Below are 16,941 nucleotides of genomic sequence, written 5' to 3' on the forward strand. Positions count from 1 at the left end.
AGGCGTGCGCACCGTCGCCTTCGTCGAGGGGGTACGGACCCCCTTCGGCAAGGCCGGCGACAAGGGCATCTACGCCGGGACCCGCGCCGACGACCTCGTCGTCAACGCCATCCGTGAGCTGCTGCGGCGGCACCCCGAACTGCCGCCCGAGCGCGTCGACGAGGTGGCCATCGCCGCCACCACCCAGATCGGCGACCAGGGCCTGACCATCGGCCGCACCGCCGCGCTGCTCGCCGGCCTGCCGAAGTCGGTTCCCGGCTTCGCCATCGACCGGATGTGCGCCGGCGCGATGACCGCCGTCACGACCGCCGCGTCCGGCATCGGCTTCGGCGCCTACGACATCGCCATCGCCGGCGGCGTCGAGCACATGGGCCGGCACCCGATGGGCGAAGGTGTCGACCCGAACCCGCGGATCATCGCCGACAAGCTCGTCGACCCGACCGCGCTCGTCATGGGCCAGACCGCCGAGAACCTGCACGACCGGTTCCCGGCGATCACCAAGCAGCGCACCGACGCCTACGCCGCGCGCAGCCAGGAGCGCTACGCCGAGGCCGTCAAGACCGGCAAGATCGGCCCCGAGCTGGTCCCGGTCGCCGTCCGCTCGAAGGAACTCGGCTGGGGTCTCGCGACCGAGGACGAGCCGCCGCGGCCCGGCACCACGCTGGAAACCCTGGCGAACCTGAAGACGCCGTTCCGCCCGCACGGCCGGATCACCGCGGGCAACGCGGCCGGCCTCAACGACGGCGCGACCGCGTCGATCCTCGCCGACGAGGAAACCGCCCGCGAGCTGAGCCTGCCCGTCGCGATGCGGCTGGTCGGCTACTCCTTCGCCGGCGTCGAGCCGGAGGTCATGGGCATCGGCCCGGTGCCGGCCACCGAAAAGCTGTTCAAGCGCACCGGCCTGTCCATCGACGACATCGGCCTGTTCGAGATCAACGAGGCCTTCGCCGTGCAGGTGCTGGCCTTCCTCGACCACTTCGGCATCGACGACGAAGACCCGCGCGTCAACCAGTGGGGCGGCGCGATCGCGTGCGGCCACCCGCTGGCCTCGTCCGGCGTCCGGCTCATGACCCAGCTGGCCCGCCAGTTCGCCGAGCGGCCCGACGTGCAGTACGGCATGACGACGATGTGCATCGGCATCGGCATGGGCGGCACCGTGATCTGGGAGAACCCGGCCTTCGAGGGGGCGAAGTAATGACTTTCACCGCTGAAGAAGCGAAGGCCGCGTTCCCGGACGAGGTCGTCACCGAGGCCAAGACGCGCCTCGTGAAGGTGCCCGGGCTCGAGAAGCCCGTCGCGCTGATCACCCTCGACAACGGCCACGACCACACCCGGCCGAACACCTTCGGCCCGCAGGGGCTCGTTTCCCTCAACACCGCGCTGGACAAGGCGTTCGAGGCCGATCCCGCCGCGATCGCCGTCACTGGCAAGCCGTTCATCTTCGCCGTCGGCGCCGACCTCTCGGGCGTCGAGTCCGTGAGCGACCCGAAGCTGGCACGCGAGATCGCCCAGACCGGGCACGACGTCTTCCGCCGGCTGACCGAAACCGAAATTCCGACGTTCGGGTTCGTCAACGGCGCGGTCATGGGCGGCGGCCTGGAGCTGGCGCTGTCCTGCCACTACCGGACGCTGTCGGAGAACACCGCCGCGATCGCGTTCCCCGAGGTCTTCCTCGGCCTGTTCCCGGGCTGGGGCGGCACGCAGCTGCTGCCGAACCTCATCGGCCCCGACGCCGCCGTCACGGTGATCATCGAGAACGCCCTGGCGCAGAACAAGATGCTGAACGTCAAGCAGGCGGCGGAACTCGGCATCGTCGACGCGGTCTTCGGCTCGGCCGACTACCTCGAGCAGTCGCTGCTGTGGCTGGCTCGTGTGGTCAACGGCGAGATCACGCCGGAGCGTCGCCAGATCGACCGCGGCGCCGGCTGGGACGCCGCCATCGCCCGCGCCAAGTCCCTTGTGGACGGTCGGACGCACGGCGCGTCGCCGGGCGCGACCAAGGCCGTCGAGCTGCTGGAGCTGGCGCGCGAGAACGACCTCGACCGCGGTTACGCCGCCGAGACCGACGGCCTCGCCGAGCTGCTCATGTCCGACGTCCTGCGCGCCGGGCTGTACTCGTTCAACCTGGTCAACAAGCGCGCCAAGCGCCCGGCCGGCGCGCCGGACAAGTCCTTGGCCCGCAAGGTGAACAAGGTCGGCATCGTCGGCGCCGGCCTGATGGCCAGCCAGCTCGCGCTGCTGTTCGTGCGACGGCTGAAGGTGCCGGTCGTGCTGACCGACGTCGACCAGGAGCGCGTCGACAAGGGCGTCGGCTACGTCCACGCCGAGATCGACAAGCTCCTGGCCAAGAAGCGCGTCTCCCCGGACGGCGCCAACCGGCTCAAGGCGCTGGTCTCCGGTTCGCTCGACAAGGCCGCGTTCGCGGACGCCGACTTCGTCATCGAAGCCGTTTTCGAGGAGCTGGGCGTCAAGCAGCAGGTGTTCGCCGAGCTGGAGCAGCACGTCTCCCCCGAGGCGATCCTGGCGACGAACACCTCGTCGCTGTCGATCACCGCGATGGCGTCGAAGCTGCAGCACCCGGAGCGCGTGGTCGGCTTCCACTTCTTCAACCCGGTCGCCGTGCTGCCGCTGCTGGAGATCGTCCGCGGCGAGCAGACCGACGACGCGGCCCTGGCCACGGCGTTCTCGGTCGGCAAGCAGCTGAAGAAGTCCAGCGTGCTGGTGAAGGACGCCAGCGCGTTCGTCGTCAACCGGCTCCTGCTGCGCTTCCTCGGCGAGGTGCTGGTCACCGTCGACGAGGGCACGCCGTTCGACGTGGCCGACCGGGCCCTCGAGCCGCTCGGCCTGCCGATGACGCCGCTGACGCTGATGCAGCTCGTCGGCCCGGCCATCGCGCTGCACGTCGGCGAGACGCTGCACGAGGCCTTCCCGGACCGGTTCACTGTGTCCGAGAACCTCGCCAAGTTCGTCAAGGCGGGCAAGAAGGGCGTCTGGATCTGGGACGCGCAGGGCAATCAGTCGGCCGATCCCGAGGTCGTCGAACTCTGGACGCAGGGCGACCGGCCGTCCACTTCGGAGCAGGTGCGCGAGCGCGCGCTCGCGGCGATCGCCGAGGAGATCCGGATCATGCTCGACGAGGGCGTGGTCGCCGAGGCGCAGGACATCGACCTGTGCCTGATCCTCGGCGCGGGCTGGCCGTTCTGGAACGGCGGCATCACGCCGTACCTGGACCGCTCCGGTGTGTCCGAGCGGGTGAACGGCAAGCCGTTCCTCGCCCCGGGCGTCGCCTCGGTTCCGGCTCGCTAGTACTCGCCCGCTCTAGGGCACTTCGGCGGCGGCGCAGTGAGCTTCAGCTGCGCCGCCGTCGCGTCGGAGTCGATGACCGTCACCCGCTCGGCGGTCCGGAAGCGCGCGTGCAGCTCCTGCGCCCACGCCTTCAGGTCGGTACCGGGGACCGCGAGCAAGGACACCGACGGCAGGTCACGGGCGTCGACGAAGACCCGCCGCGCCTTCGGGTCGTCGCGCAGGGACGCGGCCGCCGCCCGCATCTCGTCGTCGCTCCCGAAGGACACGACGACCGCCGCGCACAGCTCGTGGCCGGCCAGCGGTGCCGGGTTCGTGTCCACCGGCAGGTCCGGGGGCCGCAGCAGCGCCGCGACGAAGAACGCCAGCCCCACCCCGGCCGCCAAGGCCAGCGCGAACACCGGGACCACCACTCGGGCCAGGGGCTTGTGCGCCACGTCCAAGATCACAGCACACGTTGGCCGCCGGGACACCGCCCGTTCACTCCGGCGGCTTAGCGTCCCGCCGTGACCACCGACAGACGCCGGTTCCTCAAGGGCGCCGGCCTCGCGGCCGCCACCGCGGGCGTGCCTCTCCCCGCGCCCTCCGCAGACCTCGATCTCGCGCGGCTGTGCGACCGCTACCAGTGGCTGGTGGGCGACCACCACACGCACAGCCAGTACTCCTACGACGCGATGTACCGGATCGACCAGATCGCCCGCGGCGGGCGGGCGCACGGCGCGGACTGGATCGTGTTCACCGACCACGGCCACGCCGAGCACGAGAAGGCGTCCGTCGAGCCCACGGAGGCGGACTTCCTCGCCGCCCGGCGGAAGTACCCCGACCTGCTGCTGTGGCACGGCGTGGAGTGGAACGTCCCGGGCGCCGAACACGCGACCGTGTTCTTCGAGGCCGGTTCGGAGCAGGCGGCCAAGCTGCGGGAGTTCGAGCGGAGCTTCGACTGGCGGCTGACGAACTCCGAGGCGTCGAGCCCGGCGAACGAAGCCCTCGCGCTGCGGGCGTTGCGCTGGCTGGCGTCGGAGGAACAGGCGAAACGGATCCACGCGCCGGTCGTGCTGATCAACCACCCGCTGCGCAACGGCCGCGTCGCGCCGCACGAGCTGCGCGCCTACCGCGACGCCGCGCCGGGCATCGTGATCGGCATGGAGGGCGCACCCGGCGCGCAGGCGGACGGCTTCCCGAAGCCGCTCGGCAACGGCGGCGGCCCGCGGCGGCTACGCGAACGGCCCCGGCCCGAACTCGTGGCCGGGCTTCCCGGCCGAGGCGTACCGGACGTTCGGCGGCTGGGACTGGGCGACGGCGAAGGTCGGCGGCCTGTGGGACTCGCTGCTCGCCGAGGGCAAGCCGTGGTGGATCACCACGAACTCCGACTCGCACTACAACCGCGGCGACACGCTGGTCCGTCCGGACGTGCCGGGTGACTGGTACGACACCCACGGCAAGTTCCCGGACCCGATCGACACGGGCGTCCCGCAGCTGCTGGCGCCATACGCGGACTTCTACCCCGGCGAGTTCAGCCGCACGTACGTCGGCGTGACGCGGCGAAGCCTCCAGGGCGTCCTGGAGGGCCTGCGGGCCGGGCGGATCTGGCTGACGCACGGCGGGCTGGCGCAGGACCTGCAGGTCGGCGCGTACGGCGGCGGTTCCTCGGCGACGCTGGGCGGCCGGCTGCGCGTGCCGCGCGGGTCGGACGTCACGGTCGCGATCTCGGCGCGCCTGGCGTCCCGGCCGAACGGCGGCGGTTCGCTGCCGCGCCTGGCACGTCTCGACGTCATCGCGGGCCCGGTGACCGGTCCGGTGGTCGATCCCGACACGACGACCGCGCCGGGCACCCGGGTCGTGAAGTCGTTCGAGCCGCGCTGGGCGCCCGGGCGGCAGGTCGTGTTCCGGCACACCTTCCGGAACGTGCGTTCGCCGTTCTACGCGCGGGTCCGGGGGACGAACGGTGACGCCGAGCCCATGCCGGACGTAATCGGGCAGGCGAACCCGTTCGAGGACTTGTGGTTGTACGCCAACCCGATTTTCGTGGACGTGTGCTGAACGGGAGAGTGCTGCTCGTCCGGGTGGTGATGACCGGGCTGCGATGGCTGCTGAACCTGCCTTCGCCGGTGCTGCGCGTGCTCGCCGGCCGTCCGATCGTGGTGGACGGGCGGCAGCCGGTGCCGACCGCCCGGATGCTGATGCGGGTGTCGCGGTTCGCGCCGTTCGACGCGCCGCACCAGAACGGCAGCCTCGCGCGGGCCCGGCAGGAGCTGAACCTGGCGGGCGCGTTGGCGGGCGCCGGGATCTGCCCGGGCGTCCGGACGCGCGATTCGTCGTGGCCGGGGCCCGGCGGGCCGCTGCCGCTGCGGCTGTACGAACCGGCCGGGCTCCCGGCGCCCGGGCCGGCGATCGTGTACTTCCACGGCGGCGGGTTCGTGCTCGGCAGCCTGGACACGCACGAAGGCGCGTGCCGGCTGCTGGCCGAGGAGGCCGGGGTGCGGGTGGTGTCGATCGGCTACCGGCTGGCGCCGGAGCACCCGTTCCCGGCGGCGGCCGCGGACGCGGTGGCGGCGTTCGCTCACGTGTCGTCCCACGCGCCGGAGTTCGGCATCGACCCGGCACGGCTCGCGGTGGGCGGTGACAGCAGCGGCGGCAACCTGGCGGCGGTGGTGGCCCACGCGGCGGCCCGCGGCGAACTGCCGCGCCCGGCGTTCAGCCTGCTGCTGACCCCGGCGACGGACGCGCTCGGCTCGTCGGAGTCGCACCGCCGGTTCGGGACGGGCTTCCGCCTCGACCGCGACGAGTGGGCCTGGTACCGCGCGCAGTACCTGCGCGACCCGGCTCACTACGCGGACCCGCGGGCTTCGGTCCTCTACGACGACCAGCTGTCCGGCCTCCCGCCGACGTACGTGGCAACGTGCGGCTTCGACCTGCTGCGCGACGAAGGCGAGGCCTACGCCCTCCGCCTCGCTTCCGCCGGGGTCCCGCTGGTGCACCGGCGCCACGAAGGGCAGCTGCACGGCTTCGCCAACCGCGTCGGCATCGACCCGGACGCCCGCGCGGCCATGCTCCACGCGGCCGGCGTCCTCCGCGCCGGCCTCGCCCTCAGCCCCGGCGCGTGACCAGCGGGGCATCACCCGTGCTTGGAGAGGCATCAAGCGTGATCAGCGGGGCATCACCCGTGATTGAAGGGGCACCACCGCGATGCCCGCCCAATCACGAGTGATGCCCGCCCAATCACGCGAGATGCCCGCCCAATCACGAGTGATGCCCGCCCAATCACGCGAGATGCCTGTCAGCGCACGGGGAGGTGGACGGTCACTCCCAGGCCGCCGCCCACGATCGGTTCCGCCGTCACGCTTCCGCCGTGGGCCGCGACCGCCGCGCGGACGATCGAGAGGCCCAGGCCCGCGCCCGAACGCGCCGTCCGGGCCACGCCGGCCCGGCGGAACGGCTCGAACAGCTCCGCCACCGTCGCCGGGTCCACCAGGCCGCCGGACGAGCGCACCCGCAGCGTCGACCACTGCGGCCCCGGCTGCGTCACGACCTCCAGCCAGCCGCCCTCGACGTTGTGGCGGACCGCGTTCTCCAGCAGGTTGCCCGCGATCCGCTCCAGCAGCGCCGGGTCGCCGAACGCGGGCGCCGGCACCACCGCGAACGTCGCCCGGATCCCGCGCTGCTCGGCTTCCGCGCGCGCCGCGCGCCAGGCCCGGTCGACGACGGCTGCCAGGTCGACCGGCTCGCGGACGCCGAGCCCGGCGCCGTCGGTGCGGGCCAGCAGCAGCAGCGAGTTCACCAGCTGCCCGGCGCGCTCGGTCGCGTCGCGGACGACGCCGCCCATCCGCCGCAGCTCGGCTTCGTCGGCGTCGTCGTCGGCGAGGGTGACGTCGAGCTCGGTGCGGATCACCGCCAACGGCGTCCGCAGCTCGTGGCTCGCGTTGGCGACGAAGTGGCGTTGCGCGTCGAAGGCGGCCTGGAGCCGGTCGAGCATGTCGTCGAACGTCTCGGCCAGCACGGCCAGCTCGTCGCGCGGGCGCACCGCGCCGATCCGCTCCCCCAGCGACTCGACCGACAGCCGCCGCGCGGTGCCGGTGATCTCGCGCAGCGGCAGCAGGACGCGGGAGGTGAACGTCCAGGCGAGGATCGCCGCGGCCGCCACCACCAGCAGGAACGCGATCGACCCGAACAGCAGCATCCGGTCGCGGGCGTGCACGCGCAGGTGCTCGGCGAGCGTCGACGCGTCGACCGTCACGCCGTCGACGACCACCGTGCTGCCCGGCGGCATCTGCGGGACGGCGGCGAGCGAGTCCCGCACCAGCGTCCAGGCCAGCCAGAGCAGCAGCAGGCTGACGGCGGCGACCAGCACGGTCGCCAGCAGGGTGATCCGGGCGCGGAGGCTGCGGGTGCCCGGCAGGTTCACGCGCGCGGCGTGCCCGGCTCCGGCACCCGGTACCCGGAGCCGACGACGGTCTCGATGATCCCCGGCTCGCCGAGCTTCTTGCGCAGCGTCATGACGGTGACCCGGACGGTCGTGGTGAACGGGTCGGCGTTCTCGTCCCAGACGCGCTCGAGCAGCTCCTCGCTGCTGACCACCGACCCGGCGGCCTGCAGGAGCACCTCGAGGACGCCGAATTCCTTGCGCGTGAGCTCGACCGGCCCGCTCGCGCGCCGGACGGTGCGCTTCGCCGGGTCCAGCTCGACGTCCCCGGCGGTGAGCAGCGGCGGCGCGGCGGGCGTGGCACGCCGGCCCAGCGCCCGCACGCGCGCGACCAGCTCGGGGAAGGCGAACGGCTTGGCCAGGTAGTCGTCGGCGCCGAGGGACAGCCCCTCGACGCGGTCGGACACCGAGCTGCTCGCGGTCAGCATCAGCACCCGGGTCAGCTCCCCGGACGCGACGATCTCCCGGCACAGCTCGTCACCGGACATCCCGGGCAGGTCCCGGTCCAGCAACACGACGTCGTACCGCGTGACGGCGGCCTTTTCGTGGCCGTCGTCACCCGTGAGCGCGACGTCCACCGCCATGCCCTCGCGGCGCAGGCCACGGGCGATCGCGTCGGCCAGGGGTTCTTCGTCCTCGACTACCAAAACTCGCACAAGACCACAATTCCATATTTTCCTGAGAGTGCCCTTTAAGGACGATGTGCGCCGGGTGTGGCCCACCGGAGCGCGAACCACAGCCGCATCCGGGTCTCCGGGTCGGCCAAGTCCACGTCCAGCGCCTTCTCCACCTGGGCGATCCGGTGCCGGACGCTGTTGCGGTGCACGCCCAGCTCGGCGGCCGTCGGTTCCCAGCCGCCGTGGTGGGCCAGCCAGGTGCGCAAGGTCCGGACCAGCTCGCGGTCCTGGTCGCGCTCGACCGCGACCAGCGGCGCAAGGACCTTCTCCGCGAAGCCCCGGGAAGCGTCCGGGGTCACCAAGGCGTCGAAGTCCGGCGGCCCGCTTCCCGCGAGCACCGGACGGCCGAGTGCGCGGGCGCGTGCCAGCAGCAAGTCCGCTTCCGCGCAAGCCTGGGCCAGCCGGGAAGCCGGCCCCGGCGAGCCCACCGCCGCCAGCCACCCCGACGACCGCAAGTCCTCGAGCGAGGCTAGCGACGGCGAAGCCCCCGCGATGGCCACGAAAGACGGCCCGGGCAGCACCGAAACCAACGGCGTGTCGAGCCGCGCGCGCAGCCAGTCCGGCCGCTGGGCCACCTCGCCGGGGCCTCGCCGGTACGCCGCCCCGGCGACCAGCCGGACGACGTCCGAGCCGACCACGGAACGGGCCACCTCGCCCGGAGACGCCCGGGCCAGCAGGAGCCCGGTCGCCGCCGCGCCCAGCTCGGCCGCGTCCGAACCCGCCCGTCCAACCAGGCCCAGCAGTGCGGCGCCGACCGCGAGGATCGCCCGGTCGGCGCCGTCGAAGCGCCGGGTCCGGCCGACGACCACCAGGTGCGACGCCGTGGCCTGCGGGTACACCGGCTGGACCACGACGAACTCCGCGCCGGCCTCGGTGGTCGCGCTGCGGATGCCGCTGCCCGCACGGACCGTCGCCATCAGCTCGCGCACCGGGGGCGGCAGCGGGGTGGGCGCGTCGTGCGCCGACGCCAGGACGTCCCCCGCGCCGACCAGCGCGACCCACGAGCGCAGCCGCGCCGCCAGCGACGACGTCAGCTCGCCCAGCCCGCCACCCGCGGCCCGCGTCAAGGCCTCGCGCGCCGCCGTGATCCGCCGCTGCTCCCGCTGGCCCGCCTCGGTCAGCGCGACCGACACCGCCTGGTTGACGGCCAGGAACGGCGTCCGCGACGGCACCACCAGCAACGGCAGCCCGTGCCGCGCGCACGCCCGGCGCAGTGGCTCCGGCAGCGTCTCGTGCACCGTCGGGGTGAGCCCGAACCCCAAGGCCGTCACACCGGCTTCGCGCAGCCCGCGCACGTACCGGTCGACCTCGAAAGCCTCGGACGGCAGGTTCACCCCCGCGGTCAGGATCAGCTCGGCCCCCACCAGGTAGGGCGCGGGGTCGCGCAGCTCGCTGACGTGGGCCCAGCGCACCGCCGCGTCGAGCGCACCCGGCCGCAGGGTCTCGCGGACCACGTCGAGCGCCAGCTCCCGGTGGCCGACCACCGCCCGTAACGGGATGTTCACCTCAGTGGACACCGGATCCGTGATCGAGGTCATTTCATCCCTATCGAGGTCGAGTTGGAGACGAATCATCCCATGCCGAAGGGGTCGCGGGCGAACCTACGGTGGCTCGAACACCACCGAGGCAAGGAGGACACCGTGACCGGCGACTACGCGGTGATCGCGCTCTACATCGCGGGCATGCTCGGGGTCGGCTGGTACGGCCTCCGGCTCGCGAAGACGAAGTCCGACTACCTCGTCGCCGGACGGCGGCTGGGCTGGTTCATGTACTCCGGCACCATGTCGGCCGTCGTGCTCGGCGGCGCGTCCACCGTCGGCGGCGTGAAGCTCGGCTACACCTACGGCATCTCCGGCATGTGGCTGGTCGTCAGCATCGGCGTCGGCATCCTGGTCCTGCACGCGCTGTTCGCGCGGCGGCTGGTGAAGCTCAAGGTCTACACCGTCGGCGAGATGCTCGACCTGCGCTACGGCGGCCACACGAGCGCCGTGTCCGGCATCGTCATGTGGGGCTACACCCTGATGCTCACGGTCACCTCGACGCTGGCCTTCGCGTCCATCTTCAAGGTGCTCTTCGACCTGCCGAGCTGGGCCGGGATCGCGATCGGCGGCTCGATCGTGGTGCTCTACTCGGTGCTCGGCGGCATGTGGTCGATCACGCTCACCGACATCGCCCAGTTCGTCATCAAGACCATCGGCATCCTGGCGATCCTGCTGCCGGTCGCGATCAGCTCCGCCGGCGGCTTCTCCGGCATGAGCGCGAAGCTCGACGCGAGCTTCTTCAGCTTCACCTCGATCGGCACCGACACGATCATCACCTACTTCGTCATCTACACCTTCGGCCTGCTGATCGGCCAGGACATCTGGCAGCGCGTGTTCACCGCCCGCACCCCGGCGATCGCGACGTCCGGCGGCCTCACCTCCGGCGTCTACTGCCTGGTCTACGGCCTGGCCGGCGCCCTGATCGGCACCGCGGCGCACGCGTTGTACCCGGACCTCGCCAGCGCGCAGGACGCCTTCGCGACGATCGTCGAACGCCTGCTGCCGACCGGCGTCCGCGGCCTGGTGCTGGCCGCCGCCCTCTCGGCGATGATGTCGACCGCGAGCGGCGCGCTGATCGCGTGCTCCACCACCACGACGTCGGACCTGCTGTCCAAGCTGGGCCTGAAGAAGGGCGGCGAGGTCAGCCGCAACCGCGTCACGACGCTGGTGCTCGGCCTGGTCGCGATCGGCATCGCGATGGTCGTCGACGACGTCGTCGACGCGCTCACCATCGCCTACGACATCCTGGTCGGCGGCCTGCTGGTCGCGATCGTCGGCGCGCTGTTCTGGAAGCGCGGCACGCGGCAGGGCGCGTACGCGTCGATGATCGCCGGCACCCTGTCCGTGGTGACGTTCATGATCGTCGACGGCGTCGAAGCCAACTCCCCGATCTACTGGGGCCTCGGCGCGAGCCTGGTGGTGTACCTGGCCGTCAGCTTCGCGACGCCGCGCACGGCCGACTCGATCCTCAGCACGTGGACCCGCCGCCTGAACGGCGACGAGACCGCACCCGAAGACGTGGCCACCCCCGCGTCCGTCCGAGCCTGACCACGAGAACAGGAGCGCACTGCAGTGAACGACATGCCCCCGGTCGGCCCGCTCGACTCGTCCCGGGTCCCCCGCTTCGCCGGCTTCGCGACCTTCGCGCGCCTGCCGCGGATCGACCAGGTCGCCCACGCCGACGTCGCCGTCGTCGGGGTGCCCTTCGACTCCGGCGTGTCCTACCGGCCCGGCGCGCGGTTCGGCCCGGCGGCCGTGCGCGAGGCGAGCCGGCTGCTGCGGCCGTACCACCCGGAGCTGGACGTCTCGCCGTTCGCCGAGCGCCAGGTCGTCGACGCCGGCGACATCGCGGTCAACCCGTTCAACATCGGCGAAGCGATCGAGACGCTGCAGCAGGAAGCCGAAGCGCTGCAAGCGAACGGGACGCGGCTGGTGACCGTCGGCGGCGACCACACCATCGCGCTGCCGCTGCTGCGGGCCGTGGCGAAGAAGCACGGACCCGTCGCGCTGCTGCACTTCGACGCGCACCTCGACACGTGGGACACCTACTTCGGCGAGCCGTACACCCACGGCACCCCGTTCCGGCGCGCGTCCGAGGAGGGCATCCTCGACACGAGCGCGCTGTCGCACGTCGGCACGCGCGGCCCGCTGTACGGCAAGCGGGACCTCGAAGAGGACCGGCGGCTCGGCTTCGGCATCGTCACTTCCGGCGACGTCCTGCGCCGCGGCGTCGCCGAGACCGTCGACGCGCTGCGGCAGCGCATCGGCGACCGGCCGCTGTACGTCTCGGTCGACATCGACGTCCTCGACCCGGCCCACGCGCCCGGCACCGGCACGCCCGAGGCGGGCGGGCTGACCAGCCGGGAACTGCTGGAAATCCTGCGTGGACTGCGCGACCTGAACCTGGTCGGCGCGGACGTCGTCGAGCTGGCCCCGGCCTACGACCACGCCGAGATCACCGCCATCGCGGCCTCCCACGTCGCCTACGACCTGGTGAGCCTGCTGACCCTCGGGAAGGGCGAATGACGCGCATCGGCGGCGACGTCGTCGTCGAGACCCTCCGCGCGCTGGGCGCCGACACGGTGTTCGGCCTGCCGGGCCAGCACGCACTGGGCCTGTTCGAAGCGTTGCGGCGGGCCGACGACCTGCGCGTGATCAGCGGACGCGTCGAGAACAACCTCGCCTTCGCCGCCGACGGGTTCGCCCGCGCGCGGCTCGCGGCGGACCCCGACGGCCCGGTGCCGGTGACGCCGCTGGTCGTGTCGACCGGCCCGGGCGCGCTGCTGACGTTGGCTTCGCTGCAAGAATCCCGGGCCGCGTCGGTGCCGGTGCTCGGGATCTCCAGCCAGGTCCCGGTCGCCGGGCTCGGCGGCGGGCGGCACGGCTACCTGCACGAACTGCCCGACCAGCAGGCGAGCTTCCGGGACGTCGTCAAGTCGGTGCACGTCGTGCGCCGCGCCAGCCAGATCCCGACGGCGCTGCGGGAAGCGTGGACGTCGGCGGCGACCGCGCCCTACGGCCCGGTGTGGGTCGAGATCCCCCAGGACGTGCTGCTCGGCCCGCCAGGGATCCCGCCGATCACCTCGGTGGCCGCCACTCCCCCGCTGCTGGAGCCCCTGCCGGAGCTGGTCACCGCGGCGGCGGAGCTGCTGGCCGCGGCGTCGAACCCGGTGATCCTCGCCGGTGGCGGGGCGCTGCGGTCGGGCGCGCACGCCGAGCTGACCGCACTGGCCGAGGCCCTGCGCGCGCCGGTGATCTCGACCTTCGGCGGCAAGGGCGTGTTCGGCTGGGACCACGAGCTGTCCGGGCGGTCCTGGCTGGAGGACTGGCACACGACGGAGTTCCTCGCGGACGCCGACCTGCTGCTCGTGCTCGGCTCCGGCCTCGGCGAGCTGTCCAGCAACTACCGCGAGTTCGCGCCGCGCGGCCGGGTCATCCAGGTCGAGGCCGACCTCGGCAAGCTCGAGTCGAACTACCCGGGTCTCGGCATCCACGCCGACGTCCGGCTCACGCTGCAGGCGCTGCTGGAGCAGGTGCCGATGCGGTCGTCCGACGGCCGGGCCGAGACCGCCGTTTCGGGGTTGCTCTCGCGCGTCGAATCCCGGCTGGCCGGTCAGGACCTGGCCGTCGAGCGGAAGCTGATCGACGACCTCCGCGGCGCGCTGCCCAAGGGCACGCAGACGTACTGGGACATGACGATCGCCGCGTACTGGGCCTGGTCGGCGTGGAACCCCGAGGGCGCGCCGATCCACACCGCGCAAGGCGCGGGCGGCCTGGGCTACGGCCTGCCGGGCGCCCTCGGCGGCGCGGCCGCCGGCGGCGCGACGCTCGCGGTGTCCGGTGACGGCGGCGCGATGTACGGCGTCGCCGAGCTGGCGACCGCGGTGCAGCACCGCCTCGACGTCACGTGGCTGGTCGTCGACGACGGCGGCTACGGCGTCCTGCGCGAATACCTCACCGGCACCTTCGGCCACACGACGGCCACCGAGCTGACCCGGCCCGACTTCGTGGCTTTGGCTTCGTCGTTCGGGGTGCGCGCTTGCCTGTCCTCTTTGGACACTGTCGGCGCCGACGTCGCCGAAGCGCTGTGCACGCCCGGGCCGTCCGTGGTCGTCCTCCCCGCACTGCTGAAGCTGTTCGCGCCGACCCACCTGGAGCAGGCATGACCCGCACGCTCGACCTGACCGACCCGGCGACCGGCGAGGTGTTCGGCACCAGCGTCATCGCCGGGCAGTCCGATGTGGACACCGCACTCGAAGCGGCCGCGCAAGCGTTTGCGGTCTGGCGTCGCAGTACGCCCGCACAGCGGCAGCTCGCGCTGCTGAAGATCGCCGACGCCCTGGAGGCGCGTGCTGCGGAGTTCGCGGATCTGGAGGTCCGCGAGACCGGCAAGATCCGGTCGGTCGTGCTGGCCGAGGAGATCCCGGAGTGCGTGAGCGCGTTACGGTTCTTCGCGGGCGCCGCGCGGCACCTCGAGGGCACCGCGGCCGGGGAGTACGCGCCCGGCCACACGTCGGTGATCCGCCGCGAGCCGGTCGGGGTCTGCGCGCAGATCGCGCCGTGGAACTACCCGCTGATGATGGCGGTCTGGAAGATCGCGCCGGCGCTGGCCGCGGGCAACACCGTCGTGCTCAAGCCCGCCGAGACGACGCCGTCGACGGCCGTGCTGCTCGCTCGCGTGGCGGCCGAGTTCCTGCCGGAAGGCGCGTTCACCGTGGTGACCGGCGACCGGGACACCGGCCGCGCGCTGGTTCGCCACCCGATCACGGAACTGGTGTCGATCACCGGGTCCACGCGGGCGGGCATCGACGTCGCGACCGTGGCGGCCGCCGATCTCAAGCGGACCCACCTCGAACTCGGCGGCAACGCGCCGCTGCTGGTGTTCCCCGACGTCGATCTCGCTTCCACGGCGGAAGGCATCGCGGGCGCCGCATTCTACAACGCCGGCCAGGACTGCACCGCGGGCAGCCGGGTGCTCGTCCACGCGTCGATCCACGACGACTTCGTCGCCGAGCTGGCCAAGGTCGCCGCGGCGCAGACGCCGGGCGTCGACTTCGGGCCGCTCACCAGCGCGGCGCAGTTCGCCCGCGTGGCGGGCCTGATCGAGCGGCTGCCGTCGCACGCGCGGATCGAGACCGGCGGCACCCGGTTCGGCTCCCGGGGGTTCTACTTCTCGCCCACCGTGATTTCCGGGCTGCGCCAGGACGACGAGATCGTCCAGGAGGAGATCTTCGGGCCGGTCGTCACCGTCCAGTCCTTTTCGGACGAAGCCGCGGCGGTTTCCCTCGCCAACGGTGTCCCCTATGGACTGGCGTCGTCGGTCTGGACGCGCGACCTCGCCGTCGCCGCGCGCGTGTCGGCCGAGCTGGACTTCGGCTGCGTGTGGGTCAACACGCACGGGCCGCTGGTCGCCGAAATGCCGCACGGCGGGTTCGGCCACTCCGGACACGGCAAGGACCTTTCGTCGTACGCCTTCGCCGAGTACACCCGCATCAAGCACGTGATGACGAGGTTCGCATGAGCGACAAGATCACCGAAGTCGAGCAGCACGGCATCGCGCCGATCCCGCCGGAGGAGCAGACGTCGCGCCCGCGTGACCTGTTCCGGATGGCGTTCGGCGGCGCGAACACGTTCGCCACGATCATCCTGGGCACGCTCCCGATCGCGTACGGGCTGAGCTTCCGCGACGCGGCCTTGGCGACGACGCTCGGCGTGGTCGTCGGTGGCCTGGTGCTGGCGCCGATGGCGCTGTTCGGGCCGCGCACGCGGACCAACAACGCGGTGTCGTCCGGCGCGCACTTCGGCGTGGTCGGCCGCTGCGTCGGGTCGTTCCTCTCGCTGCTGACGGCGATCACGTTCTTCGCGATCTCGGTCTGGGTCAGCGGCGACGCCGTGGCCGGTGCGGCGCAACGGCTGTTCGGCTTCGACGGCGGCGCGGTGCTGCGCGGCGTCGCGTACGGCGTGATCGCGATCGCGACGCTCGTCGTGTGCATCTACGGCTACCGGTTCATGCTGCTGGTGAACCGGATCGCGGTGGTGCTCGGCACGGCGATCATGCTGCTGGGCGTGGTGGCGTACGGCGGCACGTTCGACCCGGGCTACGCGGGCACCGGGACGTACGCGCTGGGCACGTTCTGGCCGACGTTCACCCTGGCGGCGCTGACGGCGCTGGCCAACCCGATCTCGTTCGGCGCGTTCCTCGGCGACTGGGCGCGGTACATCCCGGCCCGGCACAGCAAGCGCTCTCTGCTGGCGGCGCCGTTCCTGGCCCAGGTGGCGACGCTGCTCCCGTTCGGCTTCGGCATCGCGACGGCGACGCTGGTCGCGGACCCGGCCGACTACATCACCGGGCTGACGGCGATTTCCCCGCTGTGGTACGCGATCCCGCTGATCGTGGTGGCCCTGATCGGCGGCCTGTCGACGGGCACGACGTCGCTGTACGGCACGGGCCTGGACTTCAGCTCGATCTTCCCGCGGCTGTCCCGGGTCCAGGCGACACTGCTGATCGGGTCGCTGAGCGTGGCGTTCATCTTCGTCGGCAACTTCGTGCTGGACATGGTGTCGAGCATCAACGCGTTCGCGACGCTGATCGTGCTGTGCACATCGCCGTGGATGGTGATCATGATGATCGGCTTCGTCCAGCGGCGCGGGTGCTACGACGTCGCGGACCTGCAGGTGTTCAACGAGGGCCGCCGCGGCGGCCGGTACTGGTTCGCGCGCGGGGTGAACTGGCGCGCGATGGCGGCCTGGATCCCGGCGACGACGCTGGGCCTGCTGTGCGCGAACACGCCGATGATCGCCGGGCCGTTCCGGGACGTCGCGGGCGGGGTGGACGTCAGCCTCCTGGTGACGCTGGTGACCGCGGCGGTGGCGTACCCGGTGCTGGTGAAGCTGTTCCCGGAACCGCCGGAGGTCTTCGCTTCGGCTCCGCCCCTGGTCACCACCGCACTCCCGGCCGAGGCCTGACCCCGATACCCGCCGGGGCGCCCCCCGTTTTCGA

Annotated in this window: 12 protein-coding genes and 1 pseudogene; 9 read left to right on the plus strand and 4 right to left on the minus strand. The window is 72.4% G+C overall.

What is annotated here, in order from left to right; all coding sequences use genetic code 11:
* The first annotated feature begins 4 nt into the window (after positions 1 to 4).
* Positions 5 to 1,195: a thiolase family protein gene (locus OG738_RS42125; RefSeq protein WP_329057026.1), complete on the plus strand. Its 1,191-nt coding sequence runs from the start codon at positions 5 to 7 to the stop codon at positions 1,193 to 1,195.
* The gene (locus tag OG738_RS42130) at positions 1,195 to 3,306 is read left to right on the plus strand and encodes a 3-hydroxyacyl-CoA dehydrogenase NAD-binding domain-containing protein (protein WP_329049502.1); all 2,112 of its coding nucleotides are present in this window, start codon (positions 1,195 to 1,197) and stop codon (positions 3,304 to 3,306) included. Before OG738_RS42125 ends, OG738_RS42130 begins: the two co-directional genes overlap by 1 nt.
* Here the strand turns inward: OG738_RS42130 and OG738_RS42135 are convergent.
* A complete protein-coding gene (locus tag OG738_RS42135; RefSeq protein WP_329049504.1) occupies positions 3,303 to 3,740 on the minus strand; it encodes a hypothetical protein in 438 nt (145 codons plus the stop codon). The genes OG738_RS42130 and OG738_RS42135 overlap by 4 nt on opposite strands.
* A gap of 69 nt (positions 3,741 to 3,809) precedes the next feature.
* Here OG738_RS42135 and OG738_RS42140 point away from each other — a divergent pair.
* Both OG738_RS42140 and OG738_RS42145 read left to right on the plus strand, forming a co-directional pair.
* Positions 3,810 to 5,343, plus strand: a pseudogene (locus tag OG738_RS42140) (twin-arginine translocation signal domain-containing protein).
* Complete coding sequence (locus OG738_RS42145) at positions 5,337 to 6,407, plus strand: alpha/beta hydrolase (RefSeq protein WP_329049506.1); 1,071 nt, start codon at positions 5,337 to 5,339, stop codon at positions 6,405 to 6,407. Before OG738_RS42140 ends, OG738_RS42145 begins: the two are co-directional and overlap by 7 nt.
* A 173-nt stretch (positions 6,408 to 6,580) precedes the next feature.
* Here the strand turns inward: OG738_RS42145 and OG738_RS42150 are convergent, their stop codons facing one another.
* From OG738_RS42150 to OG738_RS42160, 3 genes are read right to left on the minus strand one after another with little or no spacing between them, the layout of a single operon-like run.
* The gene (locus OG738_RS42150) at positions 6,581 to 7,705 is read right to left on the minus strand and encodes a sensor histidine kinase (RefSeq protein WP_329049508.1); all 1,125 of its coding nucleotides are present in this window, start codon (positions 7,703 to 7,705) and stop codon (positions 6,581 to 6,583) included.
* Positions 7,702 to 8,379: a response regulator transcription factor gene (locus tag OG738_RS42155; RefSeq protein WP_329049510.1), complete on the minus strand. Its 678-nt coding sequence runs from the start codon at positions 8,377 to 8,379 to the stop codon at positions 7,702 to 7,704. The genes OG738_RS42150 and OG738_RS42155 overlap by 4 nt, the downstream gene beginning before the upstream one ends.
* Before the next feature lie 35 nt (positions 8,380 to 8,414).
* The gene (locus OG738_RS42160) at positions 8,415 to 9,938 is read right to left on the minus strand and encodes a PucR family transcriptional regulator (protein WP_329049512.1); all 1,524 of its coding nucleotides are present in this window, start codon (positions 9,936 to 9,938) and stop codon (positions 8,415 to 8,417) included.
* Between the two features lie 102 nt (positions 9,939 to 10,040).
* Between OG738_RS42160 and OG738_RS42165 the strand changes: the two genes are divergently transcribed.
* Genes OG738_RS42165 through OG738_RS42185 form a run of 5 tightly spaced genes read left to right on the plus strand, consistent with a single transcriptional unit; the run spans position 10,041 to position 16,907 of the window.
* Positions 10,041 to 11,489, plus strand: coding sequence for a sodium:solute symporter (locus OG738_RS42165; protein ID WP_329049514.1), 1,449 nt, complete (start codon positions 10,041 to 10,043; stop codon positions 11,487 to 11,489).
* A 33-nt stretch (positions 11,490 to 11,522) separates the two neighbouring features.
* Positions 11,523 to 12,467: an agmatinase gene (gene speB, locus OG738_RS42170; RefSeq protein ID WP_329057029.1), complete on the plus strand. Its 945-nt coding sequence runs from the start codon at positions 11,523 to 11,525 to the stop codon at positions 12,465 to 12,467.
* Entirely contained in the window at positions 12,464 to 14,107 is a 1,644-nt protein-coding gene (locus tag OG738_RS42175; protein WP_329049516.1) for a thiamine pyrophosphate-binding protein, read from the plus strand. The genes speB and OG738_RS42175 overlap by 4 nt, the downstream gene beginning before the upstream one ends.
* Complete coding sequence (locus tag OG738_RS42180) at positions 14,104 to 15,462, plus strand: aminobutyraldehyde dehydrogenase (protein WP_329049518.1); 1,359 nt, start codon at positions 14,104 to 14,106, stop codon at positions 15,460 to 15,462. Before OG738_RS42175 ends, OG738_RS42180 begins: the two co-directional genes overlap by 4 nt.
* Positions 15,459 to 16,907, plus strand: a complete 1,449-nt coding sequence (locus OG738_RS42185; RefSeq protein ID WP_329049519.1) for a purine-cytosine permease family protein — start codon at positions 15,459 to 15,461, stop codon at positions 16,905 to 16,907. Before OG738_RS42180 ends, OG738_RS42185 begins: the two co-directional genes overlap by 4 nt.
* Positions 16,908 to 16,941: the final 34 nt, after the last annotated feature.

The sequence above is a fragment of the Amycolatopsis sp. NBC_01488 genome, from assembly GCF_036227105.1.
Lineage (GTDB): Bacteria > Actinomycetota > Actinomycetes > Mycobacteriales > Pseudonocardiaceae > Amycolatopsis.